This window comes from Streptomyces globosus (genome assembly GCF_003325375.1).
Lineage (GTDB): Bacteria > Actinomycetota > Actinomycetes > Streptomycetales > Streptomycetaceae > Streptomyces > Streptomyces globosus_A.
In genome coordinates this window covers 1818564-1836462 of sequence record NZ_CP030862.1, presented here as the reverse complement: position 1 = coordinate 1836462, position 17899 = coordinate 1818564, and the positions used below count along the sequence as shown (strand labels likewise).

The 17899-nt window shown below is 75.0% G+C and carries 13 protein-coding genes and 1 pseudogene; 4 read left to right on the top strand and 10 right to left on the bottom strand.

Annotated elements, in window-relative coordinates; genetic code table 11:
• The first annotated feature begins 63 nt into the window (after positions 1-63).
• Positions 64-1434, top strand: a complete 1371-nt coding sequence (locus C0216_RS08460; RefSeq protein ID WP_114054672.1) for an aminopeptidase P family protein — start codon at positions 64-66, stop codon at positions 1432-1434.
• Positions 1435-1594: 160 nt separating this feature from the next.
• Here the strand turns inward: C0216_RS08460 and C0216_RS34050 are convergent, their stop codons facing one another.
• The 3 genes and pseudogenes from C0216_RS34050 to C0216_RS08445 all read right to left on the bottom strand — a co-directional run bounded on the left by C0216_RS34050 (position 1595) and on the right by C0216_RS08445 (position 3793).
• Positions 1595-2113 (bottom strand): hypothetical protein, encoded by a 519-nt coding sequence (locus C0216_RS34050; protein ID WP_216827059.1) that lies wholly within the window; start codon positions 2111-2113, stop codon positions 1595-1597.
• 163 nt (positions 2114-2276) lie between these two features.
• Positions 2277-2672 (bottom strand): annotated as a pseudogene (locus C0216_RS08450) (RidA family protein); the annotation flags it as partial.
• Positions 2669-3793, bottom strand: a complete 1125-nt coding sequence (locus C0216_RS08445; protein ID WP_114054670.1) for an acyl-CoA dehydrogenase family protein — start codon at positions 3791-3793, stop codon at positions 2669-2671. The gene C0216_RS08445 and the pseudogene C0216_RS08450, both read right to left, overlap by 4 nt.
• Positions 3794-3930: 137 nt before the next feature.
• On the opposite strand from C0216_RS08445, the gene C0216_RS08440 reads away from it, so the two are divergent.
• From C0216_RS08440 to C0216_RS08430, 3 genes are read left to right on the top strand one after another with little or no spacing between them, the layout of a single operon-like run.
• Positions 3931-5565: an AMP-binding protein gene (locus C0216_RS08440; RefSeq protein WP_114054669.1), complete on the top strand. Its 1635-nt coding sequence runs from the start codon at positions 3931-3933 to the stop codon at positions 5563-5565.
• 4 nt (positions 5566-5569) lie between these two features.
• The gene (locus C0216_RS08435) at positions 5570-6376 is read left to right on the top strand and encodes a PaaX family transcriptional regulator (protein ID WP_114054668.1); all 807 of its coding nucleotides are present in this window, start codon (positions 5570-5572) and stop codon (positions 6374-6376) included.
• A gap of 54 nt (positions 6377-6430) precedes the next feature.
• Positions 6431-7270, top strand: coding sequence for a GNAT family N-acetyltransferase (locus C0216_RS08430; protein WP_114054667.1), 840 nt, complete (start codon positions 6431-6433; stop codon positions 7268-7270).
• Between the two features lie 42 nt (positions 7271-7312).
• On the opposite strand, the gene C0216_RS08425 is transcribed toward C0216_RS08430, so the two are convergent.
• From C0216_RS08425 to C0216_RS08395, 7 genes are all read right to left on the bottom strand, one after another.
• Complete coding sequence (locus C0216_RS08425) at positions 7313-9571, bottom strand: bifunctional salicylyl-CoA 5-hydroxylase/oxidoreductase (protein WP_114054666.1); 2259 nt, start codon at positions 9569-9571, stop codon at positions 7313-7315.
• Between the two features lie 4 nt (positions 9572-9575).
• On the bottom strand, positions 9576-10403 hold the full coding sequence (locus C0216_RS08420; RefSeq protein WP_114054665.1) for an enoyl-CoA hydratase family protein: 828 nt from the start codon (positions 10401-10403) through the stop codon (positions 9576-9578).
• A 102-nt stretch (positions 10404-10505) separates the two neighbouring features.
• The gene (gene argF / locus C0216_RS08415; protein WP_114054664.1) at positions 10506-11513 is read right to left on the bottom strand and encodes an ornithine carbamoyltransferase; all 1008 of its coding nucleotides are present in this window, start codon (positions 11511-11513) and stop codon (positions 10506-10508) included.
• Between the two features lie 191 nt (positions 11514-11704).
• The gene (locus C0216_RS08410; protein WP_114054663.1) at positions 11705-12931 is read right to left on the bottom strand and encodes an arginine deiminase; all 1227 of its coding nucleotides are present in this window, start codon (positions 12929-12931) and stop codon (positions 11705-11707) included.
• A gap of 135 nt (positions 12932-13066) precedes the next feature.
• Positions 13067-13561: a hypothetical protein gene (locus tag C0216_RS08405; RefSeq protein ID WP_246042394.1), complete on the bottom strand. Its 495-nt coding sequence runs from the start codon at positions 13559-13561 to the stop codon at positions 13067-13069.
• A 212-nt stretch (positions 13562-13773) separates the two neighbouring features.
• Positions 13774-16380, bottom strand: coding sequence for a polynucleotide kinase-phosphatase (locus tag C0216_RS08400; protein ID WP_114054661.1), 2607 nt, complete (start codon positions 16378-16380; stop codon positions 13774-13776).
• Entirely contained in the window at positions 16377-17891 is a 1515-nt protein-coding gene (locus C0216_RS08395; protein ID WP_114054660.1) for a 3' terminal RNA ribose 2'-O-methyltransferase Hen1, read from the bottom strand. Before C0216_RS08395 ends, C0216_RS08400 begins: the two co-directional genes overlap by 4 nt.
• Between the last annotated feature and the right edge of the window lie 8 nt (positions 17892-17899).

The following is a 17899-nucleotide window of genomic DNA, read 5'->3' as shown; positions in this document are numbered from 1 at the left end:
ATGTGAAATTGCACTGGCAAGACCTGTGCGCACACCAGTTCACGTCTTTCCCAGGGAGCCCCCGTGACCGAAGCCCCCTCCCGCCTCAACACCGGGAGTCACGATCTGCCGGTATCGCCTGAGTTGTCCCGGTACATGGCCGGCAACTGGGCCCCGTCGCCCCTGCCGGACTCCGAGCGCGTCTCCGCGTACGCCGTCACCCCCGCCCGCCGCGCCCGCCTGTCCGCGCGCTTCCCCGGCGAGCGGTTGGTCGTCCCCGCGGGCGAGCTGAAGGTCCGCTCCAACGACTGCGACTTCCGCTTCCGCCCGCACAGCGCGTACGCCTGGCTCACCGGGCTCACCGGCGAGGACCAGGTCGGCCACGTGCTCGTGATGGAGCCCTCCGGCCCCCACGGCCACGAGGCCGTGCTGTACCTGCGTCCGCGCTCCCCGCGCACCGGCGGCAGCGAGGAGTTCTACCGGGACCGCCGGTACGGGGAGTTCTGGGTCGGCCGCCGCCCCGACCTCGCGGAGGCGGAGCGCCTGACCGGGCTGCGCTGCGCCCACCTGGAGTCACTGGGCGACCCGGTCGGCCGCAATGCCGCCACCGACGCCGAGCTGGCCACGGCCCTGTCGGAGCTGCGCCTGGTCAAGGACGCCTGGGAGGTCGGGCAGCTCCAGCTGGCCGTCGACCACACCGCCGCCGGGTTCGAGGACGTCGTACGGGCGCTGCCGCGCGCGCTCGCCCACCCGCGCGGCGAGCGGTGGATCGAGGGGGTCTTCGGCCTGCGCGCCCGGGCGGAGGGCAACGGCACCGGCTACGACACCATCGCCGCGTCCGGCGCGCACGCGTGCGTGCTGCACTGGATCCGCAACGACGGGCGGCTCGACCCGGGCGAGCTGCTGCTGCTCGACGCCGGCGTCGAGACCGACACGCTCTACACGGCCGACATCACGCGCACCCTCCCGCTGTCGGGGCGCTTCTCCCCCGTCCAGCGGCAGGTGTACGAGCTGGTGCTCGCGGCGCAGGAGGCGGGCATCGCCGCACTGCGGCCGGGGGCGAGCTTCCGCGACTTCCACCGGGCCGGGATGCGGGTGATCGCGGAGGGCCTGGCGGACTGGGGCGTGCTCAAGGACGCCGAGGGCGACCTGCACCGCCGGTACACGCTGTGCAGCAGCGGCCACATGCTGGGGCTCGACGTCCACGACTGCGCGAAGGCGCGGGCGGACACGTACCTGGACGGGGTACTGGAGGAGGGCCAGGTCCTGACGGTCGAGCCGGGCCTCTACCTCCAGCCGGACGACGAGACGCTGCCGCCGGAGCTGCGCGGCATCGGGGTGCGCATCGAGGACGACCTGGTCGTCACCGCGACAGGGGCCCGGCTGATGTCGGGGGCCCTGCCGCGGACGGTGGCCGGGATCGAGGAGTGGATGGGCGGCCTGCTGGAGGGTTGAGCCCGAGGCTCCGACGCCCCGCCGCGGCCTCGGGGGGTGTGGCAGCGGGGTGCGGACAGCAGTGACGGCCCGCGCGGGAGGCGCGGACCGTCACCTGCCGGTTTCCTCCGGCGTGTTCGGGATGCGGAATGAACGGGCGGTTCAGTTCCGGTGTGCGGAGTTACCTGCCGCCACCGCCACCGCCACCGCCGCCGTTGCCGCCACCGCCGCCGTGGCCGCCACCGCCGCCACCGCCGCCGTTGCCGCCACCGCCGCCGCCGTGGCCGCCACCGCCGCCGCCGCCGTTGCCGCCGTGGCCGCCGTTGCCGCCACCGCCGCCGTCATGGCCGTTGCCGCCGCGGTTGTCGTGGCCGTTGCCGCCGCGGTCGTTGTAGTCGCGGTCGTTGTAGTCGCGGTGGTTGTAGTCGCGGTAGTCGTACCGGTCATAGTCGCGGTTGCTGTGGTGTGCCTTGTCCTTGTCCCAGCACCAGTCGGGCCGGTCCTCCCACCGGTTGTAGCGCTCGCAGCACTCATACCAGTCGTTGCTGCCGCGCCGGTCGTCCGAACACCGCCAGTCCTGCCGGGTCTCCGGGGTCAGCCCGGTCTGCGCGGCAAAGGCCCCGCTCACCGGCGTCAGGCCGAGAGCGACGCCCGCGGCGCCGGCCACAGCTGCCGCAATGATCCCACGGCGCATGATCATGCACCTCCGAATGCCTTGACAATTGGTCCCAAAGGGGGCATTTCCACACTCCCCCCTCTCCTGCTCCCTGTCAAAGGCCGCTCGCCTGTGCCGCACCCCGCGACCCCCCGCAGGCCGCTTCCCCACTGGGATCCCCGGAATGCGGAATCGCTTCCGACGGACCGTCAAGGACGGCGATACCGTCCAGTTCGACCAGGGCCTCCTCGTCCCAGAGCCGGACGACGCCCACCACCGCCATCGCCGGGTAGTCCCGCCCCGCCAGGCGCCGCCAGATGCGGCCCAGTTCGGGGGCGTGCGCCCGGTAGTCCGCCACGTCCACCGCGTACACGGTCACCCGCACCAGGTCCGCGGGCGCGCCGCCCGCCGCCGCCAGCGCCGTCAGCAGACCGGACAGGGCCCGCTCGAACTGCTCCGGCAGCGTCGCCCCGACGACCCCGCCCCCCACGTCCAACGCGGTCTGTCCCGCGAGGAACACCAGCCGGGAGCCGGTCGCCGCCACCGCGTGGGAGAAGCCCCGCGCCGGCGACAGCTGCGCCGGGTTGATCCGCTCCGGGCTCACCGGTACAGCTCCCGCGCGATGATCGTGCGCTGGACCTCGCTCGCGCCCTCGTAGATGCGCGGGGCCCTGACTTCCCGGTACAGGTGCTCCAGCAGGTGCCCCCGCCGCAGGGCGGCGGCCCCGTGCAGCTGCACGGCGTGGTCCACCACGTACTGCGCCGTCTCCGTCGCGAGGAGCTTGGCCATGGCCGATCGGCGGGGGACGTCCGCGTCGCCCGCGTCGTACGCGCCCGCGGCCGCGTAGACGAGCAGCCGGGCCGCCTCGGTCCGGGTGGCCATCTCCGCGACCCGGTGCCCGACCGCCTGGAGGTCGGCGAGCACCCCGCCGAACGCGGGGCGGCGGGCGGTGTGCGCGAGCGTCGCGTCGAGGGCGGCGCGGGCCATGCCCACCGCGAACGCGCCGACGCTGGGCCGGAACAGGTTGAGCGTGGCCATCGCCACGGCGAAGCCGCGTCCGGGCCGGCCCAGCAGGTCCTCCGGGCCGACGGGGACCCCGTCGAAGACCAGTCTGCCGATGGGGTGCGGGGAGAGCATCTCCAGCGGCTCCCCGGACAGTCCGGGCCGGCCGGCCGGGACGAGGAACGCCGTGACGCCCTTCGCCGCCGGACCCTCGCCGGTGCGGGCGAAGACCGTGTAGAAGTCGGCCTCCGGGGCGTTGGAGATCCAGCACTTCTCCCCGCTGAGCCGCCAGCCGCCCGCCGCCCCGCGGCCGGAGTCGGGCTCCGCCGCGAGCGCCAGCGCCGCCGCGTCCGAGCCGGCGCCCGGCTCGCTCAGCGCGAAGGCCGCCACCGCCCGCCCGGCCCGCACCTGCGGCAGCCAGTGCTCCCGCTGCGCGTCCGTGCCCGCACTGAGCACCGGGTGCGCCCCGAGCCCCTGGAGGGCCAGCGCCGTCTCCGCCTCCGTGCACCCGTACGCGAGGGACTCCCGCAGCAGGCACAGCTCCAGCGCGCCCGAGGTGAAGAGCCGGTCCAGCAGGCCCAGCGCGCCGAGCTCCGCGAGCAGCGGGCGGTTGACCCGGCCCGGCTCCCCCTTGTCCGCCAGCGGACGCAGCCGCGCGGCCGACAGCTCGCGCAGCTGCCCGCACCACTGCTCCTGTTCCGCTCCGAGCGCGAATCCGGTCATCCGAACATCCCCGCCTCTATCGCGTCCTGTTGACTGCCGTCACCATCACGATACGCTCATGGGGCAACTGCACGGCCGGCTCCACCCGTTTCGGCCCCGACCGGGGGCCGCAGCCGTCGCAAGGGGGCGAACCCGCCTTGGAGCTCAAGCCTTCGGCCCACGCCGACACCTTCGCGCGCGACCACCTGCCGCCGCCGCACGCGTGGCCGGACCTGCTCTTCGAACTGCCCGAACTGGCCTATCCGGACCGCCTCAACTGCGCGGCGGAGCTCCTCGACGCCACCGTCGCCCGGTTCGGACCGGACCGCCCCGCCTTCCGCGACGGCAGCGGCGAGACCTGGTCGTACGGGGAGCTGCGCGACCGGGTGGACCGCATCGCCCGCGTCCTGACGGCCGACCTCGGGGTGGTGCCGGGCAACCGGGTGCTGCTGCGCGGCCCGACCGGCCCGTGGCTCGCCGCCTGCTGGCTCGCCGTGGTCAAGGCCGGCGCGGTCGCCGTCACCGTCCTGGCGCAGCAGCGGGCGCACGAGCTGGCGACGGTGTGCGCGATGGCCCGGGTGGGGCACGCCCTGTGCCACGCGTCGGTGCTGGAGGACCTGGCCCGGGCGGAGGTGCCAGGCCTGCGCATCACCCCGTACGGCGGGACGGGCCCGCAGGACCTGCTCCGGCTCGCCGAACGGCACACGGAGCCGTTCCCGGCGGTGGCGACGTCCGCGGACGACGTCGCACTGATCGCGTTCACCTCGGGCACCACCGGCCGCCCCAAGGGCTGCATGCACTTCCACCGGGACGTGCTCTCCGTCGCCGACACCTTCTCCCGCAGCGTCCTGCGCCCCCGGCCCGACGACGTCTTCGCGGGGAGCCCGCCGCTCGGCTTCACCTTCGGCCTCGGCGGCCTGGTCGTCTTCCCGCTGCGCGCCGGGGCCTGCGCCCTGCTGCTGGAGCAGGCCGGGCCACGCGCGCTGCTGCCGGCCCTGGCGGAGCACCGGGTCACGGTCCTGTTCACCGCGCCCACCGCGTACCGGGCGATGCTGGACGCGCTGGACGGCGGCGGGGAGGACGCAGCCGGCGGCAAGGGGTACGACCTCTCCGCGCTGCGCCGCTGCGTCTCGGCGGGCGAGAACCTCCCCGCCGCGACCTGGCAGGCCTGGTACGAGCGGACCGGGCTGCGGATCATCAACGGGATCGGCGCGACGGAGCTGCTGCACATCTTCATCTCCGCCGCGGACGACGACATCCGCCCCGGCACCACCGGCCGGGTCGTGCCCGGCTGGCAGGCCCGCGTGGTGGACCGCGCCGGCCGGCCTGTCGCGGACGACGAGCCGGGCCTGCTCGCCGTGCGCGGCCCGGTCGGCTGCCGCTACCTGGCCGACCCGCGGCAGGAGGAGTACGTACGGGACGGCTGGAATCTCACCGGCGACACGTACGTCCGGGACTCGGACGGCTACTTCCGGTACGTCGCCCGCGCCGACGACATGATCGTCTCCGCCGGCCACAACATCGCCGGCCCGGAGGTCGAGGAGGCCCTGCTGCGCCACCCGGACGTGGCGGAGGCCGCCGTCGTGGGCCGCCCGGACGAGCGGCGCGGCCAGATCGTCGTGGCGTACGCCGTCCCCCGGCCGGGCGCGGCCCTGACGGAGGAGGCCCTGCGGGAGTACATGCGCGCCGAGCTGGCCCCGCACAAGTGCCCCCGGGCGTTCGTCTTCCTCCCGGCCCTGCCGCGGACCCCGACGGGAAAACTTCAGCGGTTCCGGCTCCGCGATCTAGAGTGAACACGTGGCCGAGCAGCACACTCCGCGATCCCTGATCGTCACCTTCTACGGCGCCTACGGGCGGGCCTTCGAGGGGCCCGTACCCGTGTCGGCGCTGGTCCGCCTGCTGGGCGCCGCGGACGTGGACGCCCCGTCGGTGCGCTCCTCGGTGTCCCGGCTCAAGCGGCGCGGCTTCCTGCTGCCCGCTCGGGCGGCGGACGGCTCCGCGGGGTACGAGCTCTCCGGCGAGGCGCGGCAGCTCCTCGACGACGGCGACCGGCGCATCTACGGCGACCGGGCCGTCCGGGGCACCGGCGAATGGCTGGTGGCCGTCTTCTCCGTCCCGGAGCAGGAGCGGCACAAGCGGCACCTGCTGCGCTCCCGGCTGGCGCGGCTGGGCTTCGGCTCGGTGGCCCCCGGGGTGTGGATCGCCCCGGCCCACCTGTACGAGGAGACGGGGCACACCCTGGACCGGCTGCACCTGACGGCGTACGTGGAGCTGTTCCGCGGCACGCACCTGGGCTTCGCGCCGACGGCGGAGGCGGTGGCCCGCTGGTGGGACCTGACCGCGCTGGCCAAGGCGCACGAGGAGTTCCTCGACCGGCACGAGCCGGTGCTGCGCGCCCTCCAGCAGGGCGGCTCGCCGACGCCGGAGCAGGCCTACCGGGACTACTTGCGGGCCCTGGACGGCTGGCGGCGCCTGCCGTACGCCGACCCGGGGCTGCCGCACGACCTGCTGCCCGCGGACTGGCCGGGCGACCGGGCGGCGGCCGTCTTCGCCGAGCTGCACGCCCGTCTGCGGGACACGGGCGCCCGCTTCGTGCAGCAGTAGCCCGGCGGGCGGATTGCGGGTGCGGGGCGCTGCGGGCGGGCGCCATGATGGGCCATGACCTGGACCTTCACCCATGACCTGGCGGCCTACCGGGCCGCGGCCGGGGCGGCCGTCGCCGCCGACCCCGTGGCGAACACGCTGCTGCTGACCGTGGAGGGCGCGCTGCGGCGCCGCGGCCCGCATGCCTTCTCGGACCGGGACCCGGTGTTCGGCTGGTGGACCGGCGCGGACGGCGCGGTCGCGGGCGGGTTCCTGTGCACGCCGCCGTACCCGCTGGTCCTCGGCAGGGTGCCCGGCGAGGCGGTGGCCGCGCTGGGCGAGGCGCTGCGGCGGGAGCCGGTGCTGAGCGGGATCGGCGGGTTCAACGCCCGGCTCGCGGACGGCGAGCGGCTCGCGGAGGCCTGGGGGCGGCCGCTGGGCGAGCCGGAGGTGCTGCGGCTGTACCGGCTCGGGGAGCTCGCGGCGCCGGAGCCGGCGCCCCGGGGGCGGGCCCGGGCGGCCGCGGAGGCGGACCTGCCGCTGGTGCGGGAGTGGTGCGCCTCCTTCGCGGCGGAGGTCGGGGACCCGCCGCCCGGCGAGGGCGCCGTACGGGACCGGGTGGCCGGGGGCGGGATGCTGCTGTGGGAGGACGCCGCGGGCCGTCCGGCGGGGCTCGCCGCGTTCAGCCCGCCCGACGGCGGGGCCTCCCGGATCGGCCCGGTGTACACGCCGCCCGCACACCGGCGGCGCGGGTACGCGGCGGGCGCGACGCACGCGGCGGTGGGCGCGGCCCGGGCGGCGGGCGCCCGGGAGGTGCTGCTGTTCGCGGACACGGCGAACCCGACGAGCACGGGCGTCTACCTGCGGCTCGGCTTCCTGCCGGTGGAGGACCGGGCGGTGGTCGTGGCGCGCTGAGCCGCCCCGGGCCGTCCGCGCTCACCGCTCGCCGCTCGCCGCTCAGCCCTTTCCGGTGGGCGGCTTGCGGCTGCCGGCGCGGTAGGGGGCCGGCCAGGGGGCGGCCGGTCCCGCGTACTCCTGGTCGGCGGCCGCGTGCAGGGTCCAGTGGGGGTCGTACAGGTGGGGGCGGCCGAGGGCGCAGAGGTCGGCGCGGCCGGCGAGGAGCAGCGAGTTGACGTCGTCCCAGGAGGAGATGGCGCCGACGGCGATGACGGGGACGCCGAGGGCGTTGCGGATCCGGTCGGCGTACGGGGTCTGGTACGAGCGCCCGAATTCGGGGGCCTCGTCGGGGACGACCTGCCCGGTGGAGACGTCGATGGCGTCGGCGCCGTGTGCGGCGAAGGCGGCGGCGATGCGGACGGCGTCCTCGGCGGTGGTGCCGCCGGGCGCCCAGTCGGTGGCGGAGAGCCGGACGGTCATGGGCCGGTCCCCGGGCCAGACCTCCCTGACGGCGTCGAAGACCTCCAGGGGGAAGCGGAGCCGGTTCTCCAGCGGGCCCCCGTAGGCGTCCTCGCGGTGGTTGGCGAGCGGCGAGAGGAATCCGGACAGCAGGTAGCCGTGGGCGCAGTGCAGTTCGAGGAGGTCGAAGCCGCAGTCGGCGGCGCGGGCGGCGGCGGCCGCGAAGTCGGCGCGGATCCCGGCGAGGTCCCGGCGGTCCAGGGCGCGGGGGACCTGCGAGACGCCGGGCCGGTAGGGCAGCGGGGAGGCTGCGGCGACGGGCCAGTTGCCCTCGGGCAGGGGGTCGTCCATGCCCTCCCACATGAGCCTGGTGGAGCCCTTGCGGCCGGAGTGGCCGAGCTGGACGCCGAGGGCGGTGCCGGGGGCGGAGGTGTGCACGAAGTCGGCGATGCGCCGCCAGGCGGCGGCCTGCGCGTCGGTGTAGAGGCCGGTGCAGCCGGGCGTGATCCGGCCCTGCGGAGAGACGCAGACCATCTCGGTCATGACCAGGCCGGCGCCGCCGAGGGCGCGGGCGCCGAGGTGGACGAGGTGGAAGTCGCCGGGGAGGCCGTCGCCGTCGGCGGCGGAGTACATGTCCATCGGGGAGACGACGACGCGGTTGCGCAGGGTCAGCCCGCGCAGGGTCAGCGGGGTGAACATGGGCGGGGTGCGGTCGTCGGGGCAGCCGAAGTCGCGTTCGACGGCGCGGGTGAAGCGCTCGTCGCGCAGGCGCAGGTTTCCGTGGGTGACGCGGCGGCTGCGGGTGAGCAGGTTGAACGCGAACTGCCGGTCGGGCTGGTCGACGTATCCGGCGAGTTCCTCGAACCAGCGCATGCTGGCGGCCGCGGCCCGCTGGGTGGAGGCGACGGCGGGGCGGCGGGCGGCCTCGTACGCGGCGAGGGCGGCGGGGACGTCCGGCTCGGCGGCGACCGCCTCGGCGAGGGCGAGGGCGTCCTCGACGGCCAGTTTGGTGCCGGAGCCGATGGAGAAGTGCGCGGTGTGGGCGGCGTCGCCGAGGAGGACGGTGTTGCCGTGGGACCAGCGCTCGTTGACGACGGTCCGGAAGCCGGTCCAGGCGGACCGGTTGCCGCGCAGTGGCCGGCCGCGCAGTGCCTCGGAGAAGGCCTTGGCGCAGCGGTCGGCGGATTCGGCCTCGTCGCACAGGTCGAGGCCGGCGGCCCGCCAGACCTCCTCCCGCATCTCGACGATGACGGTGGAGGCGTCCGGCGCGTAGGGGTAGGCGTGGAGCTGCATGACGCCGTGCTCGGTCTCGGCGATCTCGAAGCGGAAGGCGTCGAAGGCGAAGTCGGCGGCGAGCCAGATGTAGCGGCAGCGGCCGCTGGTGAGGGTGGGCCGGAAGTGCTCGGCGGCGCTCTGCCTGGTGGCGCTGTGGACGCCGTCGGCGGCGACGACCAGGTCGTGGGAGGCGGCGAGGGCGTCGGCGGGCGGGGCGGGGGTGCGGAAGCGGAGCGTGACGCCGAGGGCGGTGCAGCGTGCGTGCAGGACGTGCAGGAGGCGGCGCCGGCCGAGGGCGGCGAAGCCGTGGCCGCCCGAGGTGTGCAGGCGGCCGCGGTGGACGATGTCGATGTCGTCCCAGCGGACGAACTCGGCACCGAGGGCCTCGTAGACGTCGGTGTCGGCGCGTTCGATGCCGCCGAGGGTCTCGTCGGAGAGGACGACGCCGAAGCCGAAGGTGTCGTCGGGGGCATTGCGCTCCCACACCTGCACCCGGTGGCCCTGCCGGGCCAGCAGGGCGGCCGCGTACAGGCCCCCCGGTCCCCCGCCGATCACCGCGACGTCGAGTGTGTTCCCGAGGGGCACGGCGCTACCTGCCTTCCCACTCCGGCGGCCGCTTCGCGGTGAAGGCGGCGTGGAACTCGGCGTAGTCCCGGCCGTTCATCAGCAGGGCCTGGGTGTTGGCGTCGAGTTCGACGGCCGCGGCGAGCGGCATGTCGAGCTCGGCGGTCAGCAGGGCCTTGGTCTGGGCGTACGCCAGGGCGGGGCCGGCGGCGAGGTGCGCGGCGAGCTCCGCTGCCCGTACGTCGGCCTTGCCCTCCTCGGTGAGCTCGCTGAGCAGGCCGATGCGCTCGGCCTCGGGGGCGCGTACGGGCTCGCCGAGCATCAGGAGGCGGGTGGCGTGGCCGAGGCCGACGACGCGGGGCAGCAGGTACGCGGCCCCCATGTCGCCGCCGGAGAGGCCGACGCGGGTGAAGAGGAACGCGAAGCGGGCGGTGGGGTCGGCGATGCGGAAGTCGGCCGCGAGCGCGAGGACGGCGCCGGCCCCGGCGGCCACCCCGTGCACGGCGGCGATCACGGGGAAGGGGCATTCGCGGACGGCGCGCACGACCTGGCCGGTCATCCGGTTGAAGTCCAGCAGCTGCGCGGTGTCCATGGAGAGGGTGGCGCCGATGATCTCGTCGACGTCGCCGCCGGAGCAGAAGCCGCGGCCTTCGCCGCCGAGGACGAGGGCCCGTACGGACCGCTCGCGGGAGAGTTCGGCGAGCAGGTCGCGGAGGTCGGCGTACGCGCCGAAGGTGAGGGCGTTGAGCTTCTCGGGGCGGTCGAGGGTGACGGTGGCCACGCCGTCCTGCCGGGTCACCCGCAGGTGGCGCCACCGTTCGGTTGCCGGGGTGGAACCGATGAAGGGGCTCACGGAGTCGAAGGTATCACCGGATCCTGACTTCCGTCACGGAAACGCGATAGCGGGCGCCCGGGGGCGGGCCGCGGCACCGGCCCGGCCCCCGCGCCGGGCGGGTCAGGCGGCGCCGGCGAGCGTGGCGACGAGCACGGCCTTGATGGTGTGGAGCCGGTTCTCGGCCTCGTCGAAGACGACGGAGTGCGCGGACTCGAAGACCTCGTCCGTCACCTCCAGCGACTCCAGCCCGTGCCGGGCGTGTATCTCGCGGCCCACCGCCGTGCCGAGGTCGTGGAAGGCGGGCAGGCAGTGCAGGAACTTCACGTCCGGGTTGCCGGTGGCGCGCAGCACCTCCATGGTGACGGCGTACGGGGCGAGGGCGGTGATGCGCTCGTCCCACACCTCCTTGGGCTCCCCCATGGAGACCCACACGTCGGTGGCGACGAAGTCGGCGCGGGCGACGCCCTCGGCGACGTCCTCGGTGAGGAGGATCCGGGCGCCGCTGGCGGCGGCGAGGTCCCGGGCTCGGTCGACGACGGACGCGGCCGGCCAGTAGGCCTTGGGCGCGACGATGCGCACGTCCATGCCGAGGAGGGCGCCGGTCACGAGGTAGGAGTTGCCCATGTTGAAGCGGGCGTCGCCCAGGTAGGCGAAGGCGATCCGCTCGACCGGCAGGGCGCTGTGCTCGGTCATGGTGAGGACGTCGGCGAGCATCTGGGTGGGGTGCCAGTCGTCGGTGAGACCGTTGTAGACGGGGACGCCGGCGTGGGCGGCGAGCGCCTCGACGGCCGCCTGGCTGTCGCCGCGGTACTGGATCCCGTCGAACATCCGGCCCAGGACGCGGGCGGTGTCCTTGACGGACTCCTTGTGTCCGATCTGGGAGCCCGCCGGGTCCAGGTAGGTGGTGCGCGCCCCCTGGTCGGCGGCGGCGACCTCGAACGCGCAGCGCGTGCGCGTCGAGGTCTTCTCGAAGACGAGGGCGATGTTGCGGCCCCCGAGGCGGGGCTGCTCCGTGCCCGCCTTCTTGGCGGCCTTGAGCCCGGCAGCCAGCTCGACCAGGCCGCGGAACTCGGCGGCGGTGAAGTCGAGCTCCTTCAGGAAACTGCGGCCGGCGAGGTCGATGGCCATGGGGGTACTCCAGGGTCGCGGTACGGGAAGCAGGGAGACCGGAAGTCTATACGATGGCCTGTATTCATATACAGACCCCTGGTCCCCGGCCTTCGTCCTCCGCCCGGTCCTCCCCGCCTCCTCCCGATTCATCCTGCCTCGTCAGACGCCCTGCGCCTGCCAGGCGGCGCCGAACGGCGCCCCGCCGCTGCTCAGACGGCGTCGCGTTCCACCGGACAGCTCATGCAGCGCGGCCCGCCCCGGCCCCGCCCCAGCTCGCTGCCGGGGATCTCGATGACCTCGATGCCCTCCTTGCGCAGGTGCGTGTTGGTCGTCACGTTCCGCTCGTAGGCGACGACCACTCCCGGCTCCACGGCGAGGACGTTGCAGCCGTCGTCCCACTGCTCGCGCTCCGCCGAGTGCACGTCCTGCCGGGCCGTCAGCACCCGGATCGCGTCCAGGCCGAGGGCGGCCGCGATGGCCCGGTGCATGTGCTCCGGGGCGTGGTCGGTCACCTTCAGCTCCTGCGCGCCGGAGCCCGGCTCGATGGTGTACGAGCGCAGCATGCCGAGGCCCGCGTACTGGGTGAAGGTGTCCCCGTCCACCATCGTCATCACCGTGTCCAGGTGCATGAACGCCCGCCGCTTCGGCATGTCGAGCGCCACGATGCTGGTCGCCGACCCGGCGGCGAACAGGCCCCGCGCCAGCATCTCCACCGCCTGCGGGGTCGTCCGCTCGCTCATCCCGATCAGCACGGCGCCGTTGCCGAGGACGAGGACGTCCCCGCCCTCGATCGTCGACGGGTAGTCGGCCTGCCCCTGCGACCAGTAGTGGAAGGCGCCCGACGCGGTGAACAGCGGGTGGTGCCGGTAGATCGCCTCGAAGTGGACCGTCTCGCGCTGCCGGGCCGGCCAGCGCATGGCGTTGATGGAGACCCCGTCGTAGATCCATGCGGAGGTGTCCCGGGTGAAGAGGTGGTTCGGCAGCGGCCCGAGCAGGAAGTCGTCCAGGTCCATGGCGTGGAAGCGGACCGAGACGGGCTCGGCGTACCGCTCCAGGTACTCCCGCTTGGTCATCCCGCCCACCAGCGCCTCGGCGAGGTCCGCCGCCGGCAGCCCGTCGAAGACGGCGCGCAGGTGGTCGGTGGCGAGGGGGCCGTACTCCTTCTCGTCGAACACCCGGTCCAGGACCAGGTGCCTGGCCTCCGGGATGTCCACCGCCTCCCGGAGCAGGTCCCCGAACAGGTGGACCTCCACGCCGCGGTCCCGCAGGACGTCGGCGAAGCCGTCGTGCTCCTGCCGGGCCCTGCGCACCCACAGGACGTCGTCGAAGAGGAGTGCGTCCTTGTTGCTCGGCGTGAGCCGCTTCAGTTCCAGATCGGGCCGGTGGAGGATGACGCGGCGGAGCCGTCCGGTCTCGGAGTCGACATGGAATCCCATGGCGTACACGTTCGCAGACCGGACGGCTTTTTGATGCGGCGTTGGCGCAGGAGGTCCGGCGGACGGCCGGGACCCGCCGGGCCGGGGCGTCGGCCGGGGCGCCGGGGACGGGCGCCGGGGCGGGCGCCGGCGGCCTCAGCCGAGGCCGAGGAGCGCCGAGGGGGCCCCGGTCAGCTCCGGGGCGGTCAGGCCGAGCTTCGGGGTGGTCAGGTCCGGGATGCCGGAGTTGTTTCCGTCGGGCATCGTCAGCGGCGCCCCGAGGACCACGCCCGGAGTGCGGGCCATCAGGTCGGTCGCCGGGGAGGTCAGCGAGCCCTCGGAGTCGGTGGCGGGGTCGCCGAGCAGGTTCGGCACGGGCGTGCTGACGAGGGTGCGGCCGAGCTCCGTGCCGACGGGCAGGGACGGCACCACCGGCGTGGGCAGCAGGTCGCCCCTGTGGTGGCGGACCTCCGGGGCGCCGACGACGGGGACCGGGACTCCGGTGCCCACACGCGGGGTGTCCACGCCCAGCGTGGTCTTCACGGCGTCCAGCGGCACGCTGACCGGAACCGAGTCGGCGGCGGCCGGGGCGGCGCCGCCGGCGGCCGCCATACAGGTCATGAGCGCCGCAATGCTTCCGCGCGCGGTCATCTTCATAGGTGACGTTCCGTCCTTCCTGGATCGCGGACACTCCGCTGCCCTGAATGAACGATCCCGCCCGGGCTTTCCCCGGCATCGGCCGGGAAAGTTCCCCCATACGACCTAATTCGGGGCCGTGTGCGGGCGGCGCCTTTACGCGCCGCCCGCACACCGCCGGCGCACCGCCCGCGCACCGCCGGTGCGGCCGGGCCGGACGGGGGCCGTCACAGCCGGGGGTCGACGGGCTCCGACTCCAGGGCGAGCACCGCGAAGACCGCCTCGTGCACCCGCCACAGCGGCTCCCTCGCCGCCAGCCGGTCCAGGGCCTCCAGGCCGAGCGCGTACTCGCGCAGCGCCAGCGACCGCTTGTGGCCCAGCGCCCGGCCGCGCAGCCGGTCGAGCTGTTCCGGGCGCGCGTACTCCGGCCCGTACACGATCCTCAGGTACTCGCGGCCGCGGACCTTGATCCCCGGCTGCACGAGCCGTCCCCTGCGGTCGCGGGCGTACGCCTGGAGCGGCTTGACGACCATCCCCTCGCCGCCGGCCCCCGTCAGCTCCAGCCACCAGTCGGTGCCCGCCCGGACGGAGTCCTCGTCGGCGGTGTCGACCAGGATCCGGCCGGTGCGGCGCAGCAGCCCGCCGCCGGCGGCCTCGTCGGCGGCGGCGAGCCGGTCCAGCCAGAACAGCTGCTCGTCGTGCGGGACGGCGGCCAGCGACCGGCCGGAGGCGGCGAGCAGCTGGAACGGCGCGAACCGCACCCCGTCGAGGCCCTCCGTGGTCCAGCAGTAGCGGCGGTAGGCCTCGGTGAAGCGGTCCGCGTCCTCGGCCCGGTCCCGCTGCCGGGCCAGCAGTGCGCCGGTGTCCGCGCCGCGGGCCGCCGCGGCCTCCAGGGCGGCGATCGCCGCGGGGAACGCGGCGCGGGAGGCCGCGCCGACGGCCGCGTACTGCTCGCGCAGCAGGCCTCGGGACTTCAGCGACCAGGGCAGCAGCTCGCCGTCGAGCAGGAGCCAGTCGCCGTCCCCGGCGGGGCCCCCGCCGGGCGCGGCGAGCTCCTCCCAGAGCCCGGCGCCGGCGACCGCGTCCCGCACCCGGCCGAGGAACGCCTCGGTGACGGCCGGATCCCGGAAGAAGGGCCGGCCTGTGCGCGTGTACACCGAGCCGGTGGCGGCGCCGTCGGTGCCGAAGCGCCTGCGGGCCGTCTCGGCGTCCCGGCACAGCAGGACGGTGGCGCGGGAGCCCATGTGCTTCTCCTCGCACACGACCTGGGCGATGCCGTCGGCTCGGTACTGGGCGAAGGCCTCCGCCGGGTGCTCCAGGTAGCCCTCCTCCTGCGAGGCGGCCGCCGGGGCCATCGTCGGCGGCAGGTACGGCACCAGCCGGGGGTCGACGGCGAAGCGGCTCATCACCTCCAGGGCCGCGGCGGCGTTCTCCTCGCGCACCGCGACGTTCCCGAGGTGGCGGGTCTCCACGACGCGCCGGCCGTGCACGTCGGCCACGTCGAGCGGCCGGCCCTCGCGGCCGCCCGGCGCCTGCACCGCGAGCGGCCTGACCGGCTCGTACCAGACCTTCTCGGCGGGGACGTCGACGAGTTCGCGCTCGGGCCAGCGCAGGGCCGTCAGCCTCCCGCCGAACACGGCGCCGGTGTCGAGGCAGATGGTGTTGTTGGTCCAGGAGGCCTGCGGGACGGGCGTGTGGCCGTAGACGACCGCCGCCCGGCCCCGGTAGTCCTCGGCCCAGGGGTGGCGCACCGGCAGGCCGAACTCGTCGGTCTCGCCGGTGGTCTCCCCGTACAGGGCGTGCGAGCGGACCCGGCCGGAGGTGCGGCCGTGGTACTTCTCCGGCAGCCCGGCGTGGCAGACCACCAGCCGGCCGCCGTCGAGGACGTAGTGGCTGACCAGGCCCTCGATGAAGGAGCGGACCTCGGCGGTGAACTCCTCCGGTTCGCCGGCCAGCTGCCCGACGGTCTCGGCGAGGCCGTGCGTCAGCTGCACCTTCGAACCCCTGAGGTGGCGCCCGAGCTTGTTCTCGTGGTTGCCCGGCACGCACAGGGCGCTGCCCGAGGCGACCATGCCCATGACGCGGCGCAGCACGCCGGGGCTGTCCGGGCCGCGGTCGACGAGGTCGCCGACGAAGACGGCCGTACGGCCCTCGGGGTGGACGCCGTCGCGGTAGCCGAGCCGGTCCAGCAGGGCCTCCAGCTCCACGGAGCAGCCGTGCACGTCGCCGATGATGTCGAAGGGGCCGGTGAGGTGGGTGAGGTCGTTGTAGCGCTTCTCGCGGACGACCTCGGCGGTCTCGGCCTCCAGGGCGGTGCGCAGGACGTGCACCTTGCGGAAGCCCTCGCGCTCCAGGTGGCGCAGGGAGCGGCGCAGTTCGCGGCGGTGGCGCTGGATGACGTGCCGCGGGAGCCCGGCCCGGTCGGGGCGGGCCGCGTTGCGCTGCACGCAGACGTCCTCGGGCATGTCGAGGACGATCGCGACGGGCAGGACGTCGTGCTCGCGGGCGAGCCGGACGAGGGAGCGGCGGGCCTCCGGCTGGACGCTGGTGGCGTCGACGACGGTGAGCCGGCCGGCTGCGAGGCGCTTGCCGGCGATGTAGTGGAGGACGTCGAAGGCGTCCCTGCTGGCGCCCTGGTCGTTCTCGTCGTCGCTGACCAGTGCGCGGCAGTGGTCGGAGGAGATCACCTCGGTGGGCTTGAAGTGCCTGCGGGCGAAGGTGGACTTGCCCGATCCGGTGGCGCCGACGAGGACGACGAGGGAAAGGTCGGGGACGGGGAGCACGCGGGGCTCGGCGGCTCCGGCGGCGGTGGCGGTGTCGGTGTCGGCGGTCATGCGGCCTCTCCCTCCTTCGGGGCGTCGGTGCGGGCGGCGGCGGTGGCACCGGTGCGGGTGGCGGTGGCCGGGTCGGCCAGGGTGAAGACGGCCATCTGCGTGGGCGGGCCGACCTCGGGGTCGTCGTCCCCGACGGGCACGTACGCGACGGTGTAGCCGTGCCGGCCGGCGACGGCACCGGCCCAGTCGCGGAATTCGGCGCGGGTCCACTCGAAGCGGTGGTCGGGGTGCCGGACCTGCCCGGCGGGCAGGGTCTCCCAGCGGACGTTGTACTCGGCGTTCGGGGTGGTGACGAGGACGGTCCGCGGGCGCGCCGAGCCGAACACCGCGTACTCCAGGGCGGGCAGCCGCGGCGGGTCGACGTGCTCGACGACCTCGCTGAGGACGGCCGCGTCGTAGCCGGCGAGCCGCTTGTCCGTGTACGTGAGGGAGCCCTGGAGGAGGCGGACCCGGCCGGCCTGCAGCTCGCCCATGCGTTCCAGCCGCAGCCGCTTCGCGGCCGTGGCGAGGGCCCGTACGGACACGTCGACGCCGGTGATCTCCGTGAAGGAGGTGTCCTTCAGGAGCTGCTGCACCAGGGCGCCCTGCCCGCAGCCGAGGTCGAGGACCCGGGCGGCGCCGGCGGCGCGCAGCGCCGCGGTGACGGCCTCGCGGCGCAGCACGGCGAGCGGCAGCGGGCGGTCGGCGGTGTCGGTGTCCTCGTCGACGGCGTTGTCGATGTCCTCGGCCGGGCTGCCGTCCGCCTCGGCGAGGCGGGCCAGCTCCAGGCGCTCCAGGGCGTCCCGGGTCAGCCGCTTGTGGCGGGCGAGGTAGCGGGAGGTGATCAGCCCGTGCTCCGGGTGCCCGGCGAGCCAGCCGTCGCCGGCGCGCAGCAGCTTGTCGACCTCGTCGGGGGCGACCCAGTAGTGCTTGGCGTCGTCGAGGACGGGCAGCAGGACGTACAGCTGCCGCAGCGCGTCCGCGAGCCGCAGCCGGCCCTCCAGGACGAGGCGTACGTACCGGGAGTCCCCCCACTCGGGGAACCGCTCGTCGAGCGGGAGCGGCTCGGGCCGTACGAGGTCCCAGCCGAGGGGGCCGAACAGCCGGTGCACGAGCTCCGGCCCGCCGCGCGCGGGCAGGACGGGAATCTCGATCCGCAGGCCGCGCGGCTCGTCGACGAGGTCGGGGCGGGCGGCGCACCTGCCGTTCAGGGCGCTGCCGAAGACGCTGCGCAGCGCGACGGCGAGCAGCGAGGAGGCGGCGTAGGGGCGGTCGTTGACGTACTGGGCGAGTGCGGTGTCGGGCGCTCCGCCCCGGCCCTTGCCCTGGCCGCGCCGGACGAGCGCGACGGGGTCCACCTCCAGCAGCAGGGCCGCCGTGCAGCGCTCGTCCCCGGCCTCGGGGTAGAAGACGTGGGCGGTGCCGTGGGAGGTGGTGAACGCCTGCGCCTTGCCGGGATGCTTGTGCAGCAGGAATCCCAGGTCGGTGGCGGGGCGGTCGGGGGTACCGGTGGTGGAGATCGTCAGGAACACGCTTCCGA